At 40.4% G+C, this 20612-nt stretch carries 14 protein-coding genes; 7 read left to right on the top strand and 7 right to left on the bottom strand.

Annotated features, from left to right (window positions below):
• Positions 1-64: 64 nt before the first annotated feature.
• From P20495_RS05385 to P20495_RS05395, 3 genes are all read left to right on the top strand, one after another.
• On the top strand, positions 65-3031 hold the full coding sequence (locus P20495_RS05385; RefSeq protein ID WP_008137881.1) for a TonB-dependent receptor: 2967 nt from the start codon (positions 65-67) through the stop codon (positions 3029-3031).
• Positions 3032-3133: 102 nt separating this feature from the next.
• Positions 3134-4684 carry a tryptophan halogenase family protein gene (locus P20495_RS05390; protein ID WP_008137880.1) on the top strand — a complete coding sequence of 517 codons (1551 nt, stop codon included), beginning with the start codon at positions 3134-3136 and terminating at the stop codon, positions 4682-4684.
• Positions 4677-6164, top strand: coding sequence for a tryptophan halogenase family protein (locus P20495_RS05395; RefSeq protein WP_008137878.1), 1488 nt, complete (start codon positions 4677-4679; stop codon positions 6162-6164). The genes P20495_RS05390 and P20495_RS05395 overlap by 8 nt, the downstream gene beginning before the upstream one ends.
• 316 nt (positions 6165-6480) lie before the next feature.
• On the opposite strand, the gene P20495_RS05400 is transcribed toward P20495_RS05395, so the two are convergent.
• On the bottom strand, positions 6481-9024 hold the full coding sequence (locus P20495_RS05400; protein WP_008137876.1) for an exo 1,3/1,4-beta-D-glucan glucohydrolase: 2544 nt from the start codon (positions 9022-9024) through the stop codon (positions 6481-6483).
• A 273-nt stretch (positions 9025-9297) separates the two neighbouring features.
• Between P20495_RS05400 and P20495_RS05405 the strand changes: the two genes are divergently transcribed.
• The 3 genes from P20495_RS05405 to P20495_RS05415 all read left to right on the top strand — a co-directional run bounded on the left by P20495_RS05405 (position 9298) and on the right by P20495_RS05415 (position 13262).
• Positions 9298-10626 carry a GH1 family beta-glucosidase gene (locus P20495_RS05405; RefSeq protein WP_008137874.1) on the top strand — a complete coding sequence of 443 codons (1329 nt, stop codon included), beginning with the start codon at positions 9298-9300 and terminating at the stop codon, positions 10624-10626.
• A 32-nt stretch (positions 10627-10658) separates the two neighbouring features.
• Positions 10659-12185, top strand: coding sequence for an MFS transporter (locus P20495_RS05410; protein WP_008137872.1), 1527 nt, complete (start codon positions 10659-10661; stop codon positions 12183-12185).
• 75 nt (positions 12186-12260) lie between these two features.
• The gene (locus P20495_RS05415) at positions 12261-13262 is read left to right on the top strand and encodes a LacI family DNA-binding transcriptional regulator (RefSeq protein ID WP_008137871.1); all 1002 of its coding nucleotides are present in this window, start codon (positions 12261-12263) and stop codon (positions 13260-13262) included.
• Between the two features lie 19 nt (positions 13263-13281).
• Here P20495_RS05415 and P20495_RS05420 read toward each other — a convergent pair whose 3' ends face one another.
• A complete protein-coding gene (locus tag P20495_RS05420; RefSeq protein ID WP_008137869.1) occupies positions 13282-14226 on the bottom strand; it encodes a LysR family transcriptional regulator in 945 nt (314 codons plus the stop codon).
• A 149-nt stretch (positions 14227-14375) separates the two neighbouring features.
• Here P20495_RS05420 and P20495_RS05425 point away from each other — a divergent pair, with 149 nt between their 5' ends.
• On the top strand, positions 14376-15323 hold the full coding sequence (locus P20495_RS05425) for a sodium-dependent bicarbonate transport family permease (RefSeq protein ID WP_008137868.1): 948 nt from the start codon (positions 14376-14378) through the stop codon (positions 15321-15323).
• A gap of 110 nt (positions 15324-15433) precedes the next feature.
• On the opposite strand, the gene P20495_RS05430 is transcribed toward P20495_RS05425, so the two are convergent.
• From P20495_RS05430 to P20495_RS05450, 5 genes are all read right to left on the bottom strand, one after another.
• On the bottom strand, positions 15434-15949 hold the full coding sequence (locus P20495_RS05430) for a M23 family metallopeptidase (protein ID WP_008137866.1): 516 nt from the start codon (positions 15947-15949) through the stop codon (positions 15434-15436).
• Between the two features lie 77 nt (positions 15950-16026).
• Positions 16027-16293 carry a YrhK family protein gene (locus P20495_RS05435; RefSeq protein WP_008137864.1) on the bottom strand — a complete coding sequence of 89 codons (267 nt, stop codon included), beginning with the start codon at positions 16291-16293 and terminating at the stop codon, positions 16027-16029.
• Between the two features lie 152 nt (positions 16294-16445).
• On the bottom strand, positions 16446-17786 hold the full coding sequence (locus P20495_RS05440) for an SPFH domain-containing protein (protein ID WP_007375492.1): 1341 nt from the start codon (positions 17784-17786) through the stop codon (positions 16446-16448).
• Entirely contained in the window at positions 17779-18117 is a 339-nt protein-coding gene (locus tag P20495_RS05445; protein ID WP_008137861.1) for a hypothetical protein, read from the bottom strand. Before P20495_RS05445 ends, P20495_RS05440 begins: the two co-directional genes overlap by 8 nt.
• A gap of 235 nt (positions 18118-18352) precedes the next feature.
• Complete coding sequence (locus P20495_RS05450) at positions 18353-19852, bottom strand: hypothetical protein (protein WP_008137859.1); 1500 nt, start codon at positions 19850-19852, stop codon at positions 18353-18355.
• Between the last annotated feature and the right edge of the window lie 760 nt (positions 19853-20612).

The raw sequence follows: 20612 nt of genomic DNA, 5'->3' as shown, positions 1-20612 counted from the left end.
AACTACACAATAACAGCCCCATACAAGCTGTTAATAATAATGATAAAAGCGCGAGGGAAACCGAATGTCCAACCATATTGTAAGAAAAACAAAGATAGCCACTAGCCTATCTCTGATTTTAGGCGCATCAATCTCTTTACCTGTATATGCACAAGAAGCAAATACAGATGTTGAAGTAATTCAAGTTACTGGTTTTAAAAGCAGTATTAAAGAGTCGACTCGTTTAAAACGCGACGCCGCTGGTGTTGTAGATGCTATATCAGCTGAAGATATTGGTAAATTCCCCGATACCAACTTAGCCGAGTCGCTACAGCGTATTACAGGTGTGTCGATTGATCGCTCAAATGGTGAAGGTTCTAAAGTAACGGTTCGTGGTTTTGGCCCCGACTACAATATGGTAACCCTAAACGGGCGTACAATGCCGGCAGCATCTTTGCCTGCAGGCGGTGGTACACCCAGCTCTCGTGCATTTGACTTTGCAAACTTAGCGTCTGATAGCGTTAAATCGGTTGAAGTATATAAAACTGGTAAAGCAAGTATTGCATCAGGTGGTATTGGCGCAACAATTAATATAAATACGGCTCGCCCACTCGACAATCCAGGCTTTATTTCAAGCGTAGGTGTAAAAGCATTACACGACTCAACAAACCGCGTTGGTGATGACATAACACCAGAGCTTTCGGGCTTAATTAGCTGGACCGACAGTGAAGCTAAATTTGGTGCCTCGTTAACTGCAAGCATGCAACAGCGCGATAGCTCATCAACAGGTGCGTTTGTAAATCAATGGAATACATCTGCTTTTGACGGCACAATCCCACAAGCAGCAGACGATATTGTTTTAACTAATGCACCCGCTGTTGGTCAGCTTTATTCAATGCCATCAGATTTGCGCTACACCATTGCCGACAGAGAACGTACTCGTACAAACGCGCAATTAACGCTGCAGTACAGCCCTATTGACGATTTAACAGCTACGCTTGATTACACGTACTCTAAGCAAGATTTATTCGAAGCCCGTGCTGAGCAATCAATATGGATGGATAACTACAAAAGCGCGCTAACATTTGACGACAACACGGTAAAAACCCCTATTTACTACCGAGAAGAACGTCGCGATCAGCAAACACGCGATTTAGGTTTAGCGTTTCAAGAGCTAAACCAAGTTAACCAAAACGACTCTATTGGTTTAAACGTTGAGTACTATTTCAATTCAGAATTGAGCTTTATGTTTGATGCGCACAATTCAAAAGCCACTAGCAAACCAGATGCACCTTACGGCAGCTGGGTAAACGCAGGCTTGGGCGCAAACGTAGTTAACGCACAAGAAGTTGATTTTAGCCGCGAACTTCCATCAATGAGTATCGATTTTGATGATTGCCGCCGAAACAACCTAAATTGTAATAACACATTAGATGCCTCTGATGTGGGTACGTCTATTTTAGATTCTAACTTTGCTCGCCAAGAGTCTGAAATAACAGAATTTAGAATCCATGGTAAATACGAAATTGAAAACGGTGCAATTGACTTTGGTATAGAGTCTCGCTCTATGGAAAGCCATTCACTGCAATCACTTACACGTAATACAATGGGTAACTGGGGTATCGAAAACCCAGGCGAACTGCCTGATGGCTACCTAAACCCAACAAACTTTTTAGCTGAGTTTGACGACTACGATACATCGGGCTCGTACAACCAAGGTTATACTGGCAGCGCATCGCAAATTGGTTACTGGGCAGGTGAAGAATACGGGTTTAACTTTGCAGCCGATGGCGCATTTGCAACTAACCGCACCATTGAAGAAGATATAACCGCAGCGTTTGTGCAATTTACTTACAACGGATACATTGGCGATATGCCATACAACATTGTAATTGGCGCGCGCCAAGAGTCTACCGACATTACCTCAACGGCTAATATCGACTTACCTAACGCAGTAGCGTGGGAAGGTAATAACGACTTTAATGTTCGTTTTGGCTCAGCTAAAGAAGATTTCACGCTTAAATCTAGCTACGATCACTTTTTACCAAGCTTTGACTTTGACATAGAAGTAATCGAAAACGTAAAAGCGCGTTTTTCTTACAGCACAACAATTGCTCGCCCAACTTACGACAACTTAAGTTCAGCAGCGACTGTTGGTGTACCAGGTGCCCCTACTCTTTTAGCGGGCTCTTCGCCGGCTACAGCGTCAACGGGTAACCCTGGTTTAGTGCCGCTTGAATCAGATAATATTGATGTATCGGCTGAGTGGTACTTTGCAGAAACAAGTTATGTGTCGGTAGGTTATTACACTAAAGACATCGAAAACTTTATTGGTTTAACTCCCATGACGCAAAACTACTACGGATTACGCGATGCTACAGCGGGCCCTCGCGCTCAAGCTGCCATTGCTGAGCTAGAATCTCGCGGACTTGCTCTAACCGATTCAAACTTATTTCAAATGGTTGCCGCAACAGAAAATGGCGTTGACTTTGACTCTATGACTTACGAAGAGTTTGAAGCCGCTTACGATGTAATTGCCAACAGCGACGACCCATTACTAGAATTTACAGCGCAAGTACCTACCAACAATAAAAATGCCACTATTGATGGTTTCGAAATAGCCTTTCAACACTTTTTTGGTGAAAGCGGTTTTGGTGTGCAAGCAAACTACACCACTGTTAATGGCGACATAGACTTTGATGTAAACGCCGACCCAACTACAACACAGTTTGCACTAGTGGGTTTAAGCGACACAGCTAACTTTATTGCCATGTACGAAAACGATGATTTTCAAGCACGTATTGCGTACAACTGGCGTGATAAGTTTTTAAATAGCGCAGCTCGATACGTAAATGAGCCAGGCTTTACTGAAGAATATTATCAAATCGACTTTAATGTTGCGTACAACTACAGCGAACAGCTATCGTTTTTTGTTGAAGGCCTTAATATTACTGAGCAAAACAGCCGTGAACATGGCCGTACGTCAGTACAATTGTGGAACCTACAACAGCTAGGCGCACGTTACAACATTGGTATGCGTTACAACTTCTAAAGGTAATACAAAGTAAAGCCGTTAGTTTTTACTAGCGGCTTTTTTGTATTTAAAACAGTATTAATGCTAGTTTAATTGTTATCAACTTTAGGGTGTTAACTCATGACCAAACCAATAACAAAAATAGTCGTTTTAGGTGGTGGTACTGCCGGCTGGCTAAGCGCAGGCTTATTAGCCGCCGAACACCCGCACCTTAATGTAACGTTAGTTGAGTCGGCAAATGTGCCTATATTGGGTGTGGGCGAAGGCACGTGGCCGTCAATGCGCAACACCCTACAGCGCATTGGCATTAAAGAAAGTGATTTTATAACCCAGTGCGACGCGTCATTTAAGCAAGGTTCTAAATTTATAAATTGGCGAAACCTCAGCGAGGGAGAAAACTACTACCACCCTTTTATGAATCCACAAGGCTACGAGCACACTAATTTACACGCCAGTTGGCAACGTATTGCACCTAACCAAAAATTTGCCGACGTTGTTAATATGCAAAGCTTTGTATGCCAAGCAGCACTTGCACCAAAGCAATTACAAACACCTGAATATGCAGCAGTTACCAACTATGGCTATCATTTAGATGCGGGTAAATTTGCTGAATTTTTAAAAAATCACTGTGTTAAAAATCTAAATGTTACGCATATTACTGACGATGTAACCGAGGTTATTAACGACGAGCATGGCTATATTGCCTCATTAAAAACAAATAATAATGGCGATATAACGGGTGATTTATTTATAGATTGCTCAGGCTCTTGCGCTCGTTTAATTGGTGAGCATTTTAATAGTGAGTTTATAGCGCAAGATCATATTTTATTTAATAACAGCGCTGTTGCGGCGCAAATACCTAATGCACACATCGATCAACCAATCGCCTCTGCTACGCTATCTACAGCGCAAAGCAACGGCTGGATTTGGGATATAGCCCTGCCAACGCGCCGTGGTACAGGTTATGTATTTAGTAGTAAATATCAAAGTGATGAAAGCGCAACAAATACTCTAAAAAGCTACATAGCTAAAAGTACCAATGAGCAACAAGCTGAGCAACTTACCTACCGTGTATTAAAATTCAGCCCTGGTTACAGGCAAAAATTTTGGATTAAAAACTGTGTTGCCGTGGGTATGTCAGCTGGCTTTTTAGAGCCACTTGAAGCGTCAGCTCTTGCTATGGTTGAACTTTCAATTAGCATGATAAGCGAGCAACTACCGCAAAACCGCACCCACATGAGCCAGCTTGCAAGTCGTTTTAACAGCCGCTTTAGCACTCGTTGGCAGCGCGTTATTGAATTTTTAAAACTTCATTATGTACTAAGCGAGCGCGACGACACTCCCTATTGGCAAGATATTGGTAATTTAAATACCGCGCCCGAGCGCCTGCAAAACTTACTTAAACTTTGGCAATTTCAGCCCCCTAGCCGCTTTGATTTTATTGAAAACGAAGAAGTGTTTTCATCAAGCAGTTATCAATACGTTTTATATGGCATGGGCTTTAATACACAAACAGTATCTGCACAAAATACATTTAACGACCCACGCACTGGGGATTACTATTATCAACAGAACCGCGAAAAAATAGCGCAGTGTTTAAATGGACTGCCAAGTAATCGCGCGCTTTTAAATCACCTTTTATCAAATAATGGGCAGCCACATAATGACTAAAACAAATGCTGTTAAAAACGTAGTAATTGCTGGAGGCGGCACTGCAGGTTGGATGGCCGCAGCGGCACTTGCTAAACTAGTTGGTAACAATATAAACATAACCCTTGTTGAATCTGACGATATTGGCACTGTAGGTGTTGGCGAAGCAACAATTCCGCCTATTCGTACATTTCATAAATTGCTGGGTATAAACGAGCAAGCATTTATGAAAGCCACTCAAGCAAGTTTTAAGCTAGGTATTAGCTTTGAAAACTGGGGAGATGAAAACACGCATTATATTCACTCATTTGGCGCAACGGGCAAAGAATGTTGGGCGGGTGAATTTCATCACTTTTGGCTGCAAGGTAAAGCACTTGGAATAAACAACCCATTTGGCGATTACTGCTACGAGCTGCAAGCGGCTAAAGCCGGTAAGTTTGCGTTTAATCAGCAAAACCCCATTAACTATGCTTACCATATGGATGCTACGCGTTACGCGCAGTTTTTACGTGAATTTTCAGAGCCATTAGGTGTAACCCGCATTGAAGGTAAAATACAAAAAGTAGTAAAAAACACTAAAACGGGCCATATAGAATCATTGATTTTAAATAATGGCGAGCACATTAACGGCGACTTTTTTATTGATTGCACCGGCTTTAGAGGTTTATTAATAGAGCAAGCATTGCATACTGGCTACGAAGACTGGTCGCATTTACTACCGTGTAATAGCGCCATTGCGGTGCAAACAAAATCAACCAGCGAGACCGTATTGCCACTTACCCGCTCTATTGCCCATAAAAGCGGTTGGCAATGGCGTATACCGCTGCAAAACCGTATAGGCAACGGATTAGTTTATTGCAGCCAATATATGGATGACGAACAAGCCAAAGCGCTACTATTAAATAACATTGAGGGCGAGCCGCTTACAGAGCCCCGTATTATTAAATTTAAAACAGGGCGGCGCTTAAAAGGCTGGAACAAAAACTGCCTAGCGCTTGGCCTTGCTAGCGGTTTTGTTGAACCACTTGAGTCCACCAGCATTCACTTAATTATGTCGGGTATTATTCGCTTTATGCGTTTATTTCCGTTTAATGGCATTACCAATCACGCCATTGATGAATACAACAAACAGCTTAAAAGCGAAATTGAAAATATTCGCGACTTTATTGTGCTGCACTACAAAGTAACTAATCGCGATGACAGTGAGTTTTGGCAACACTGTAGTGCGATGGAGGTGCCAAAAACACTTCAGCATAAAACTGATTTGTTTAAACAAACCGGTCGTGTATTTTTAGACGATGGCGATATTTTTAGAGTCGATTCGTGGGTGCAAGTTATGCTTGGTCAGGGTATTGAGCCTAATCAACATCACTTAATAGCCAGCATGATGAGCGATGAAGAACTCGCCCGTTTTTTACACGGTATTAAGCAACAAATAGAGCAACGCGTAAGCCAATTACCGCCTCATCATGAGTTTTTAAAGCAGTATTGCCCAGCATAAAAAAGCCCTTATTAGGGCGTGTTGTTCTTTGGTGGTTGAATTTGCAGCAGTATGTTTGGTTTTTAGGCAAGGCAGAGCCTATGTAGTGTGGTTATTCCCCATAAATAGGCGATAACGTAGCATAAATGCCAAACATGCGCTGCCCGTAGGGTTCTGCCTAGGGGCAATTTACTCTTTGTTGATCGGTTTTTACTTAGCCCACTAGGTTACAAACCTCTCGCCGCGATTAAATTGCCCCTAGATTGAACAAATTTCAATCCACAAAGATCAACACGCCCTCAGGGCTTTGGGTACACACAACAACTTTTACGTTTTATTATTCACACTTAACCACGGCGCTTTTAGCGCCTTGTGGTTCAAAACTAATATCTGCAACTGAAACGCTAAGCTCTCCTGCCGTTTTAATAATAAAAGGGCTGGTTACTCTGGCAAAATCAACGCCCTTTTTAGCAAAACACGTTAAATCTATACTCATGGTTTGCCATGTATTTAAATCAGCATTTTTAAGCTCATTGGTAATATCAAGCTCGCCACCACAGCCTTGTTCGCACTTCATTGCAAGGTATGTTTGTGAGCTAGGTATTTGGTTTACTTTATAGCTAAAGCTAAGGGCTGAATTTGCTTCAATGTAGGCCACTTTGTCTTCGGTAAAGTTACTATTAATTTCGATATAGCTGGCTGCAGTGCCATCAAAATTAAACTGCATTGCATCTTCTTGAATCGCTTTGTCTTCAGTGCGATAAGTAATGCCGCCAAGCTTTACACTGTTACTTGCTACTTGGTGCTGCTCGCTGGTTGAATTTAAAAACAAACGCCACGGTGTTTTAAAGCTGCCATTAAATATAGATAGCGGCGCAAGGTTACTAATATCAACACCTGAGTCTTCATTTAGATTATTGCTAAGCGTACTTTCATCTTTATACGTTAAGCCAAAGCCATAAGGTAATAATGGTGAGTAATCAGCATCACCCTTATTTACTGCGGTTTGTAGTGGCGATTTAGGCCACGAAAAAGACAACTTACCTTTAAAGTCGTATTGTACCTGCCCACTTGCATCCGCTAATAAAACATCTGCAATGCCTTGTCCTTCAGTGCCAGGAAGCCATGCTGCTACAAATGCATCTGACGCGTTTAGCTCGCTGTTAACCCACATTGGTCTGCCCGATATAAACACCGATACCACCGCAATACCTTGCTGCTTTAATGTTTTTAATATTTTAAGAGAACGTTTATTGTTACGTTCAAACTCAAGGTTGTCCTTATCGCCATGTCCTTCTGCGTACGGTTCTTCACCAAATACAACAATGGCTACATCGGGTTTGGTATTAAATTCACCCGTTGGGCTTAAAATAGCGTTACCGCCAGCAGCCTCTATTTGTGTTTTTAGCCCCGCATAAACAGACGTTGCTCCGGGAAAATCTGCATTTTGATTATTAGTTCCCTGCCACGTAATGCTCCAACCGCCCGATTGCTTGCCTATGTTATCGGCCGCATCGCCTGCAATCAGTATGTTGCTTGATGGGTTAAGCGGTAATAAATGGTTGTTGTTTTTAAGCAGTACTAGCGACTCTTGTACCGCTTGGCGGGCAATATCGCGATGTGCTGGCGCACCTATTAGTTCTAATTTACCTGAATATTTTCGATTTGCGGGGCTTGGTTTATCAAATAAACCCGCGCGTAATTTAACGCGTAAAATACGTGCCACGGCGTCATCTATTCGCGCCATTGTTATTGTGCCCGCTTTTACTTGTTTAATTGTATTTTCATAAAGTGGTTTCCATGCACCCGTTGGCACCATAAAAATATCAAGCCCCGCATTAACAGCCTGCGGGCAACTTTCATTTGTACAGCCTGCAACTTGTCCGTGTCCGTTCCAATCTCCTACAACAAAGCCATCAAAACCCATTTTTGTTTTTAACACATCAGTAAGTAGGTATTTATTGCCGTGATTTTTTTTACCATTCCAGCTATTAAACGATGCCATAACCGACTGACTACCTGCGGTTAAGCCACCTATATAACCTTGCGCATGAATATTATATAACACCTCTTCGCTATCAATGTTGTCCCCTTGATCGTCACCATCTACTGTGCCGCCATCGCCTAAAAAGTGCTTAACGGTACTAATTACGCGTTTATCACTTAAAAAGTCTTCATCGGCTCTGCCTTGCAATCCGTTTACAATTGCGGCTGAATACTCACGTACAATTGCAGGGTCTTCTGAGTAGCCTTCGTACGTTCTGCCCCATCGGTCATCGCGCACAACCGCAACAGTCGGTGCAAACACCCAATCTATGCCTGTTGCCATTACCTCTATTGCAGTAGCTGCTGCAATGCGCTCAATTAATGCGGGGTTATTAGCAGCACCTAAACCAATATTATGCGGAAATAACGTCGCACCAATAACGTTATTATGTCCATGTACGGCATCGGTGCCCCACATGGTTGGAATTTTACTGCCATCAATTGAGTCATCAACCGAGGCTTGATACATGCTCTCCGCAAGCGTTATCCAATCTGCAGGCGTTGCATGTTTATTAGCATTCGGGAACGAGCCACCGCCATTTAAATACGAACCAAAACCGTATTTGCGCATGTCTTCAACACTAATATCGCGAATTTCAGGTTGGATCATCTGCGCTACTTTTTGCTCAAGCGTCATTGTTTTTAAGTACTGTGCAATCGTATTTTCTATTTCAGGCGTTTTAACTACTTTGCTTTTAAGCGTTGGCCAAAGTGATAAATCACCTTGCTCATGCTCAGCCTTTTTGACTACGGCGCTTTGGCTATTATTTGCGTTAATCTCTTGTTTATTACACCCACTTAAAACGCACAATCCTCCTATTAAAATAGGGAGCATGTGTAACCTGTTAGTGTTTAAGTCTTTTTTTCATTTTTATAGCCCTGTGTTGTGTCAGTGTGATTTTGTGAGCGCCTATTTGTTATTTAAATTTAACTATTGACCTGTTTAACAATAGCCACTAACCTAAATATGGAAGCGCTTCCTTAAAGTTATTAAATACCATGCTTAGTGATTAATCAAATTAAATATGGAAGCGCTTCCAACAATGAATTTAATATACGCTCTATACAAAGCAAACTTTACCAAAAAAGAAGCAGAGGTTTTCTCTTAATGAAACAATTATCTTTACCTAGTGGCTCACCACTTTTAGCCAAAAATTTTACTTATGGTGTAGCTACGGCCTCATTTCAAATTGAAGGCGGCGCAGCTGATCGCTTGCCATGTATTTGGGATACCTTTTGCAGTAAAGAAGGCAAAATAGTCGATAATTCAAATGGCGATGTAGCCTGCGAGCACTACACTCGCTGGAAAGACGATATAAACTTAATTGAATCATTAGGTGTAGACGCTTACAGACTTTCGATTTCGTGGCCGCGCGTAATGACTAAAAGTGGTCACTTAAACCCGACAGGCGTTAAGTTTTATACCGACATTTTAGATGAATTAAAACGCCGTAACATTAAAGCTTTTGTAACGCTGTACCACTGGGATTTACCACAACATATTGAAGACGAAGGTGGCTGGCTAAACCGTAACACCGCTTACGAATTTGCCCATTACGCAGATTTAATTACCAAAGCTTTTGGGGAACGTGTGCACTCATACGCCACCTTAAATGAGCCGTTTTGCAGCTCTTACCTAGGTTACGAAATAGGCGTACATGCGCCTGGCATTGTAGGGCGCGAATTTGGTCGCAAAGCCGCACACCACTTATTACTGGGTCACGGTTTGGCTATGCAAGTACTTGCTAAAAATAGCCCAAATACACTAAACGGTATTGTACTTAACTTTACGCCTTGTTACTCAGTTACCCAAAGTGAAGACGATTTAAAAGCTACTGCATTTGCTGATGACTATATAAATCAATGGTACATGCAGCCTGTAATGCAAGGTAAATACCCTGATATTATTAAGCAATTACCTAAAGCCCACCGCCCAGATATTTTAGATGGCGACATGGAAATAATTGCTCAACCGCTAGATTACCTAGGGGTTAACTTTTATACCCGCATGCATTATCAAGCAAGCGATACCGACTTTTATCATGAGCTGCCACATAAAGCGCCAATGACCGATATAGGCTGGGAAATTTATCCTAAAGCGCTTACAGAATTACTTGTATCGTTAAACGAAAAACACACCCTACCACCTATTTATATTACCGAAAACGGTGCAGCCATGGCTGACGAATTTAAAGACGGTGAAGTGATAGATAACGACCGTATTGAATATTACCACGAGCATTTAAATGCCCTACATAACGCAACCGAGCAAGGCGTAAAAGTAGATGGTTACTTTGCGTGGAGCCTAATGGATAACTTTGAATGGGCAGAAGGATATTTAAAGCGCTTTGGAATAGTACACGTAGACTACAACACACAAAAACGAACTGTTAAAGCCAGCGGTAAAGCGTACAGTAACCTAATAACTAGCCGATAATTTTTCGGCTTATAACAATAAGAACACACACAGTGAACAAACTCCCTTTATACGAAAAAGTCGGTTACGCCATGGGCGATGCCGGCGCTAACTTAGTATGGCGCGGCGCGCTTGCTTATTTAGCGGTGTTTTACACCGATACATTTGGCATATCGGCAGCCGCCGCTGCCATGTTGTTTTTGGTGGTAAGGCTATCTGATGGCGTAACCGATATTATTATGGGTATGATTGCCGACAGAACGCAGTCGCGCTTTGGTAAATTTCGCCCATGGATACTCTATTCGGCACCGTTTTTGGGCTTGTTTATGGTGTTGTGTTTTACTACACCCGACTTTAGTACCACCAATAAACTTATTTATGCCTACGTAACCTACATAGGTTTAACGCTTGCTTACACCGTAAGTAACGTGCCCTACTCGGCACTTATGGGCGTAATGACACCAGACGATACAGAGCGCACAAAGCTCTCTGGTTTTAGGTTTGCAGGTGCGTTTACTGGTGGCTTATTGGTTATGGGTTTTTTACCTGAGCTAGTGGCATTTTTTGGTGGCGGCGACGATGCCAAAGGCTATCAGCTTACTATGTACTTATTTGCCAGCTTACTTATTATTTTAATGATTATAACGTTTGCGACCACCAAAGAGCGTGTAACACCGCACGCCTCAAATGAAGGCAATTTAAAATCAGAGTTATTTGATTTAACCAAAAGCCTGCCATTTATAATCCTACCTTTGCTTGCTACTACCCTGTTTTTTTATTACCGCGATTTATACAGCGGGGTATTTTTTGCCCTTGTTATGGCTGCAATGACATTCGTTATTAAAAAATTACTCAATAAAAATAAGCAAAGCTTAACAGGATCACAGCGCGACATGGTTGATCTTCTGACCAACAAACCTTGGTTAGTATTACTCGGCATTGGTTTTTTAACCATGATGTTTAATGGCATAAAATACGGTGTAATTGCGTACTACTTTAAGTACCATGTAGCCAATGAACTTATGGCTGGGCAATACTTTATTGCCTTGTTGGTTGTATCTATATTAGGCGCACTTGCCACAGGTAAACTGGCCGAAATGATGGGTAAACGAAACCTATTTATTGCATCATTAATGCTAAGCGGCATACTCACTACTGCATTTTACTGGGTGCCTAGCGATAACCTGGTTGCTGTATTTACCTTCGGTTGCGCTGCTGAATTTTTTGCCGCGATGATGCCAACATTATTTTTTAGTATGCTTGGTGATTCAGCCGATTATTCAGAGTGGAAAAACAAACGCCGCGCTACAGGCCTTATTTATTCTGCGGGTACATTTGTGCAAAAAACCGGTGGTGGTTTTGCAGGTGCATTAGTATTAGTGGTACTTGCAGGCTACGGCTATAACGGTATGGATGAGCTAACAATTACGCAAGCCCTACCTGGTATGCAGTTACTTATGAGCTGGATACCTGCCGCATTTGCTTTTTTAGGCGCCGCATTGATGCTTATTTATCCGCTTACCTCAGCGATGACGCAAAAAATAACAGAAGACTTAGCAATTAGACGCAGTAATGTGTAAATTAACTTTTAATGACCCTTCGCGCTTTATATTTTTATAAAGCGCGAGTAAAAACACATATAAGCTAGGACATCAATGGCGACAATTTATCAAGTATCAGAAATGGCAGGTGTGTCTTTATCAACTGTTTCAAGGGTGCTTAACGACAACGACTACGTAAGCAAAAAAACTAAAAAAAAGGTATTAGAAGCAATGAAAGAGCTGGGCTATCAGCCAAGTTCTATCGCACGCTCTTTGGCGTCTAGCACTACAAACAGCGTCGGTATTTTAGTTTCTGAGTTGGATGGTCCGTTTTTTGGTCAAATGATGTCAGCCATTGAAGAGCATCTTCGTATTGCCGGTAAACACGTTATTATTACCCCTGGGCACAGTGACGAGAAAAAAGAAAAAAGCGGCTTTGAGTTTTTAATAGGCCGTAATTGCGACGCTATTATTGCCCACGTAGAAGCGGTATCAAACGAGTACCTAATTGAGTTAAGTAAAGGCAAAACCCCTATTTACTTAATGAGCCGCTACGTTAAAGAAATTGAAGAAAACTGCATTAGCCTCGACAACGTAATGGGCGGCTACTTAGCCACTAAAGCCATGATCAACAAAGGTCATAAAAACATTGCGTACATAGCAGGCCCGCAGTTTAAAGAAGACGCGTCAAACCGTTTAAAAGGTCACAAACAAGCCCTAGCAGAGTACAACCTAACCTTTGACGAAAACCTATTTTACATAGGCGACTTTAAAGAAACCGGCGGCAGCGAAGGATTAAAGCATTTTATTCAAAATAAAGCGCAAATAACTGCCCTTGTATGTGCCAATGACGAAATGGCATCGGGTGCTATGAAATACGCCCGCGAACACGGTTTTAACCTACCAAAAGATTTAGCCATTATTGGGTTCGATAACGTAATTTTTACCAATTACCTCTACCCAACACTGACTACAATAGATAACCCAGTTCCCGAAATGGGCCGAGCTGCGGCTAACTTAGTACTCAAAGACATTTATAAAAAAAGCGGCATAACAGTAAAGCACGTGTTTCAGCCAAAGCTTATTTTAAGAGACTCAACACCGGACATTAATTAACTTTAAACCTAATTTAAATCTAGTTTAAATCTAAGTTATGTAACTCATTACGCACCCACTGCGTATCTAAATATTGCTCTACGTGCTGCTTCGCAAACTTTAAAAAGTTACGTGCAGCATGCGATATGTGCCTATCTGTTCGCATTACAAAATACCAATGACTCGCTAAATGGGCATCGGTTACGTTTAAAATTTTAAAACTAGTATCGTCTGTTGCAAGTACATGGCGTGATAAAACCGCAATGCCCATCCCCGATGCAACCGCGACGCGTATTGCTTCATTACTCGCCATTTGCACGCTATCGCTCAGCACTAACCCTCGGCTTTGTAACTCGCTTTCAAATAACATACGTGTTGCTGAGCCATTTTCTCGTAGTAAAAAACGATACTGCATTAAATCAGTTAATTTAACGGCTTTTACATGAGCTAACGGATGGTTTAGCGGCACTATAAATTCAAGTGGATTATGCAAAAAACGCGCAGCTTGGGCGTGTTCAAGCGACGGCGGGTGGCTAAATACATAAATATCGTCCTCTCCTCGCTCAAATCTATCTAGCACCTCTGCCCTGTTACCAATCTCAAGAGGAAGCTCAACATGGGGATGTAAATTACTATAAGGTCCAAGTAGTTTTGGTAAAATATATTGCGCCGTATTAACCATGGCAATTTTACAACGGCCGCGCGAACCACCATTAAGCTCGGTTAAAAAATCTTGATAGTCTTCAAAATGTCCAAACACCTGTTGGCATGTTTTAAACAGTTCAAGCCCTACATCGGTCACATGTAGCTTTTGCTGTTGTATAAGAAGTAGTGGCTCGCCTACCGCTTCTTGCAGTCGCTTTATTTGTAGCGATACCGTTGGCTGTGTTAGATGTAAACGCCTTGCGGTTTCGCTTATTGAACCCGTTTTAACCACGCTCATAAATACTTCAAGCAACCTAAACGATATATGTCGTAAATCCATACCTACCTCATAATGTACCTAATAATAGTTATCTAATAAGCAACCCATAGATAAACACCTATAACTAACTCGTATTTATTTTATTATTTACTATACAAAGTTTTATCTACAATAGCGCTACTTAATTTACCAACTAGTAAGGAAAGCCAGTGCCAGATATCGTTGTTATGTTTTTTATTTTAGGATTAGTAGCGGGTATTTTACGCTCTGATTTGGCCATTCCAAAAGCCACCTACGACACACTAAGCTTATTGCTCATGTTAACTATCGGCTTAAAAGGCGGTATGGTGCTGCACGGTAACTTAAGCTGGCAACTACTTCCCGAAATGGGATCGGTTATGCTCCTTGGTGCACTTATACCCCTTACGCTTTACCCTATTTTAAAATACGTTATTAAACTCTCTGTTGCTAATAGCGCCAGCATTGCTGCACATTACGGCTCAGTGAGTGCTGGTACATTTGCTGTTGCGCTCGCCTATGCCGAGTCGGCTAAATTAGTAGTAGGCGCAGAAGTAACCCTTTATTTAGTGATGCTAGAACTCCCTGCAATCATTGTTGGTTTATTGCTTTACCGAAAGCTTGATAAAGAAAACGGCCAAAATAATGAGTTGTCGTTAAAAGCCCTTTGGCACGAAACTCTCACGAACAAAAGCGTAATTTTGCTCGTTGGCGGCGTGGTTATCGGTATGATGTACGGCACGGCGCAAGGCAGCCAAGTAACGAGTCTTTTAACAAGTAGCTTTAAGGTTGTGTTGGCATTATTTTTACTAGAAATGGGTTTAGTAGCCGCGCAAACTCTTCGTCCTATCCCTTGGAAACATTGGAAACTAGCGGTATTTGCTATTGTCACCCCGCTATTTTTAGGCATAATTGGCACAGCAGTCGGCACACTTTTAAATTTAGAATTAGGCTCGGTAGTTATTTTAGGCAGCTTAGTAGCCAGCGCCTCATACATAGCCGCACCCGCTGCAATAAAGGCGGCAATCCCTAAAGCCGATATTGGTCTTGCTATGCTGAGTTCACTCGGTGTAACTTTCCCGTTTAATGTGATTGTTGGTATTGGTTTATACCACCAGCTCGCAGTAGCAATGCAGTAAACGAAAAATCAGTATTAACAATTAAAATTTATTACTTTGAAGCTGTTAAGCCCATTTTATACGGGATTAACAGCTAAATTTAAAAGGTCATTTTATAGTAAATACAATGGTCACTTAATCGTTAATTTTTTATGTGGGCTCAAAAAAAACATCTTTTTCCACCCTTGATTTTGCGTTGTAAAAAGCCACGGCATGGGCACTAACGATAAAATAGAATAATGCACATGAGGCTGTTTTCCTGCAGCATTTCCAGTATCGCCCAGTAAACCAATTTGACTGTTTATGCTTACCACATCACCTGTACTTACCGAGTAGTCATTTAAATGCGCAAAATAATGTATACGCCATTTAGGCCCAAGTACTGCAACCGCTTTACCACCTCGGGTTAGCTCACCTGCAAATATAACAACACCGCTTGTTGAGGCAACTACGGGGGTATTTTTTGTGCCAAAAATATCAATTCCTTTGTGCACACCCGACCTACCCCAAGGCTCGTACCAAAACGTGTTATGGTTCCAATCTTTACTTGTGGCACCTTGTACCGGAATCATTATTTTTTCGGGAATTAGCAAGCCTATAATTAATAAAGTAGCTATTCCAATTGCAATCCACTTAAGTACTTTCACTTTTCTATCCTTGATATTTAAATAACTTATACAGGTAAATTATTAGTTATATTAACTGAACTCATCATGAGTCATATTTATGGTGTTTTATTTGAATGAAATACCCGACTAACATGTACTAAGCTGATCAACTTCAAAACAGGTTTGATAAGTAATTGAGCACTGCCCGCTATAAACAGCCATGTGCCACTTTCTATTAGTGAGTCATTTAAAAAGAAAAAACTGCCAATTAAAAACCACACAGCAATCAAAAAATCGTTAAACGCTCCCAGCGCTTCATATCGTCGCTGAATGGTAATATGCTCTAGCCCTAAATCTAAAATAAATTGATTACTGGAATCCATAAGTACTGCTCACTCTTTTATTTCATAATTTAAAAAGCTTGTTTTCACAAGCTAAGCCGCACCATACAATAACAAAATTTACGCAATAAAAAACGCTGGCCAATGCGAATCAGCCAACGTTTTTATTGTTTGTGCAATACTTAACTAATCGTTTATTTTTTCTCTTTTTCTAAACGCTTTTTAAGACTCAATGCTGCATCGGCGGCTAATAAGCGCATAAACTCAGATCCATTGCTTTGCTCACCTTGGCCTGCGCCTATTACAATTTCAGGCACTAAACGGCTATTACCTAAGCTTGTAAATAAAGCAGTTTGAATTTTAACCTCTGCTTTTAGCGTTTCATCAAATACATACTTTGGATCAAGTGCAGCAGACTTAGCTCTTAAACGAGCCTCAGCTAAAACATCCATACCTAATGCTTCTAAACGTTGTTGCTTTAAAATCTCTTCTTGCTCTTTTGCAAGCTCCGCTTTTACAGCCACTCGTTGCTGCGCAGAAATAATGGCATTTGCCTTAATTCGTTCAGCATCAATTTGCTCTTTAATTTTTAGCTTTTCAGATTCAGCACGTTGCTTAGCAATTGCTTGTTCACCTAAAGCCACTTCAGTACGTGCTTGTTGCTCAGCTTTTTTAAGATTTTGACGCGCTAGTGCTTCATCAGCAGCTGCTTGCTTTTGGGCTTCAAGGCGAGCATTTACTTTGCTTTCGTAGTCAATATCAATAATGCTGGCATCAACTACTGTAATACCGTAAGCGCCTAAAATAGGTGCGTTACGCAATGTATTACCTTCATCGTCCACTTTAATATTAATAGTGACACGTTGCTGTTTACTTAAATTACCTAAATCGTCAGATTTATCGCGCTCACCGGTACTAATAATTTGTTCAGTAACAAAAATACCGTTGGTTAATTGATCAGCAAAATCTTGGCTTAATTGACCATTACCACCAGAGTAATGTTGCTCTACCGACATCATACGCGCCGACGCTTTTACATTTTCAGTGGTTGCACGCATTAATAAATTAGATATTAATGTTTCTTGTGAACCAAACTCTTCGTGTATTTTAAGTAAACCACGTAGAGCACCCGACTCAGCTGCTGGTACATTGCCTGGTAACCTAAAACGAGAAACACCTCGTGCGCCGCCCGTTGTGGTATCTAAAAATCGAATTGGTATTAACGGCACGATTGCGCTTGCTGTTGCACCGGCATCGCCCGTAAAATTAATCGAAATTACTTTTTTATAAGCAGATGTACTACCAAACGCTTTTAAATAAGGGCCGGCTTGATTTATTACGGTTAAGTTACCTGTAAAAGCCGATTGATGTACTAAACGCTCATCGGCTTCATTCCACGAAACAACTTGCGATGTAAGCGTTGCAATTACCGCCAATACAACAACAATTGATGACACTATAATTACATTACGACGACCAAACCGACTCATAAATGAGTCACTTTTTACTGCTGGGACTGCTTTTTCGCTATCCATTTTTATTACTCTCCATGTTTAATTTCTTTTTAACAAAGTAAATAATTTCCTGTTCACTCAAATGTGCGCAAAAGCTACCAGAGCGATGTAACTCAACAAATGTTGCAAGGATTTCTTCTTTACCTTTAGCTGTTTTATCTTGGTTTTCTTGTGTTTGATTTTTTTCTGTTAGTTGAGTGATTAAATCATCCACTATCGTGTCTTTATCAAACAGTACGTTGTATTCCTTGGATTTTCTTACCCGACTTTTATGTACATTGCTGTAAATTACATAAAGTGCAACGCATAAAATAATAACAAGTAAACTTAACCCTATAATATAAAAAATCATAAGCTCTACTTAAATTAGTTTAAATACTTAATGAGCAATAACAATTGTAAGCATTGCTTAACAAATGTTAACCCAGTAATTTTACAGTAAACCCGAGTAAAAAACAGATTAAAAATAGTGTTCATCAGGTATATAGTAAAAACCGCACGTAAAAGTAAGCTTTTCAAACAAAAAAATGCCAGTCAGTTATTAACTGACTGGCATTAAACTAATATTTATTAAAGTGCTTTTTACATTATTCGCATTGCACCCAATCAATACCATTTTCACCGCACTCATGCAGCATTGTTCCATCTTCTTGGCGAGTATCTCTAAACCATTTCCCTTCAATCGTTTTAATAATACGTACGTTGTCTGTGGTTTTATATTTACGCCAAAAGCTAGCATCAATAGATGTTTCGTCATCAAACTTATAAGGCATAGCAGCGAGTACAGTAACTAAATCTTGAGTTTCTAAATCAGCAGCTTTGTCTTTAACATTTACCCAATTAGATAATGTTTGAAAGTCGGCATTTTCCTCTCTAAAGGCAAAGTCAGTTTGGTAAAACGATCCCGACTCAGTATAGCTAATGCTAAAACCTCGCTCGAACGGTGTATCTAAATTAGCACTAACGCATTCATCTGCTGTTGGGAAGTTAACCGATGGACTTGTATTATCAACGCCATAAAGCACATTGCTTTGCTCAAAACTAACGTTCTCAATGCTAGAGCATCGGTAAGTACGATCGGCGTTAATGGAAACATCGTCTCTAACTGTTAATTTTCCATTTAACGATTCTTCGCCCCAAGGCGTATCTGTTGAATCCAATCGAGACAAAATAACGTCAATTTTGTCGAGTTCGTCTGTATTTTGAAGCTTTACTTGCTCATAAATAAGTTCAGCGCCTGCAAAAATAACTTTATCGCGGTACCATGCATTTTCAAATCCATACTCTGCATCTTTTGCTGTGTCCTGGTAAATCACTGCTCTTACTTCTTCTGCATCAGGAAACTGAGCATCTAGCTCTTGCTTGAATTTATAGGCCGCTTTTAACCCCTTAACAATTGCTTGTGCTCTGTCGTAAGCGTCGCTGTCGTTAGTAGCGATAAAATCTGAGTAAATTTGCTCTGTCGACAAATTATAATGCGCAACCAAGTTTTGCATAACATTTGTTATTTCGCTTTGAAGGTTTGCAAGTAGCTCAGTATTTTCTTTAAGTGCATCACAACTTAAATTATTGTTACCACTTTTTTGTAATTGAAGGCTCAACTGTTCCCAAATAACGGTTGTTAAAGGAGATATATTTCGAATATCTTCATCAGTCAAAGCCTCAATTGAGGGCGGAAATGACATTTGATACGCTTGTGTTACCTCTCCTAAGTCCTCGTCAATTGCACCAACTGGTACATCAACATACATAGTTGAATACGGCACACACAGCGCCTGCTCTTCTGTAAAATTAAAACTATAATTACCCGATTCTTCAGAGACTACAGAAGGTTCTGTTTGCTCGTCAAAAATACCATCGCCATCAATATCTAGCCATACTATTGCACCAGATACATAGCCATCAATAACCTTTCCAGTAAGAGAGATGGTGTTAACTTCTACTGGGTCTACCTTCACTGGGTCTGCATTGACTACTACAGACTCTGCAACGGGCTCTGCAACACTCGCTTTATCATCGCCGCCACATCCAACAAGGCCTAGCGTAAACGCTAATGAAATAGCTAACTGACTTTTTTTAAAAAACATACAAAGACTTCCTTTTTTGTACTTTAATTATTATTAAAAATCATATTATTATAAATTAAATAAATTATTTTTATAAAAAATAAGTAATACCAATCTGCTTATATATGGGATCTATTTAACGTTAAGAAAATTACGCTAGAACGATGCAAAAATTTTTGTATCTAGTTGTCATAAATAAAAAATTTTTAACGACGTTACAGTGCAATTTAATTCGTTAAAATGCTCAAAGATTTATGCAGGTTGGTATAAATTTAAACAACAGAAATTTATTGAGTTTTTATGGGGGGATGGCAACAAGTTAACATGCCCTGTACCTACATCATTACATGGAATGTTAATTTAAGCACTTACATTTGTTAATTAACCTAAACTCTGGTTAAGATACTTACTAAGACATTGAATTATAATGATATTTAATTTTATTTTCTCTAGCCAGAAATTTTCAGTGGAAACAAGACGAATTTACGCGTCAATAGCTGGCCTATTGCAAGTAAATTCAACGCAGTTAGCGCTGAAAATAGCTGCTCGAGATAGATTTACTATCCAGAGTTCAGATTAATTAAGCACAACGAGAAGGAGCTGTTACTTTCTAATTCAGGCTATATGTACCTAAAGTTAGAAGGTTTGCATAGTAGGTGGTTTTTGTAAACGAATGTGTTTTAAATGCAAAACCCCACATTAAGTAATACCTAACGTGGGGTTTTGTTATTCTCGAAAACATAACAGCCCATCAATGGCTATAAAGTTATTATTAAAGAAC

The organism is Pseudoalteromonas sp. BSi20495, from assembly GCF_000241185.1.
Classification (GTDB): domain Bacteria; phylum Pseudomonadota; class Gammaproteobacteria; order Enterobacterales; family Alteromonadaceae; genus Pseudoalteromonas; species Pseudoalteromonas fuliginea.
Note: the sequence above shows the minus strand (reverse complement) of the source record. Positions and strands in the feature narration are given on the sequence as shown.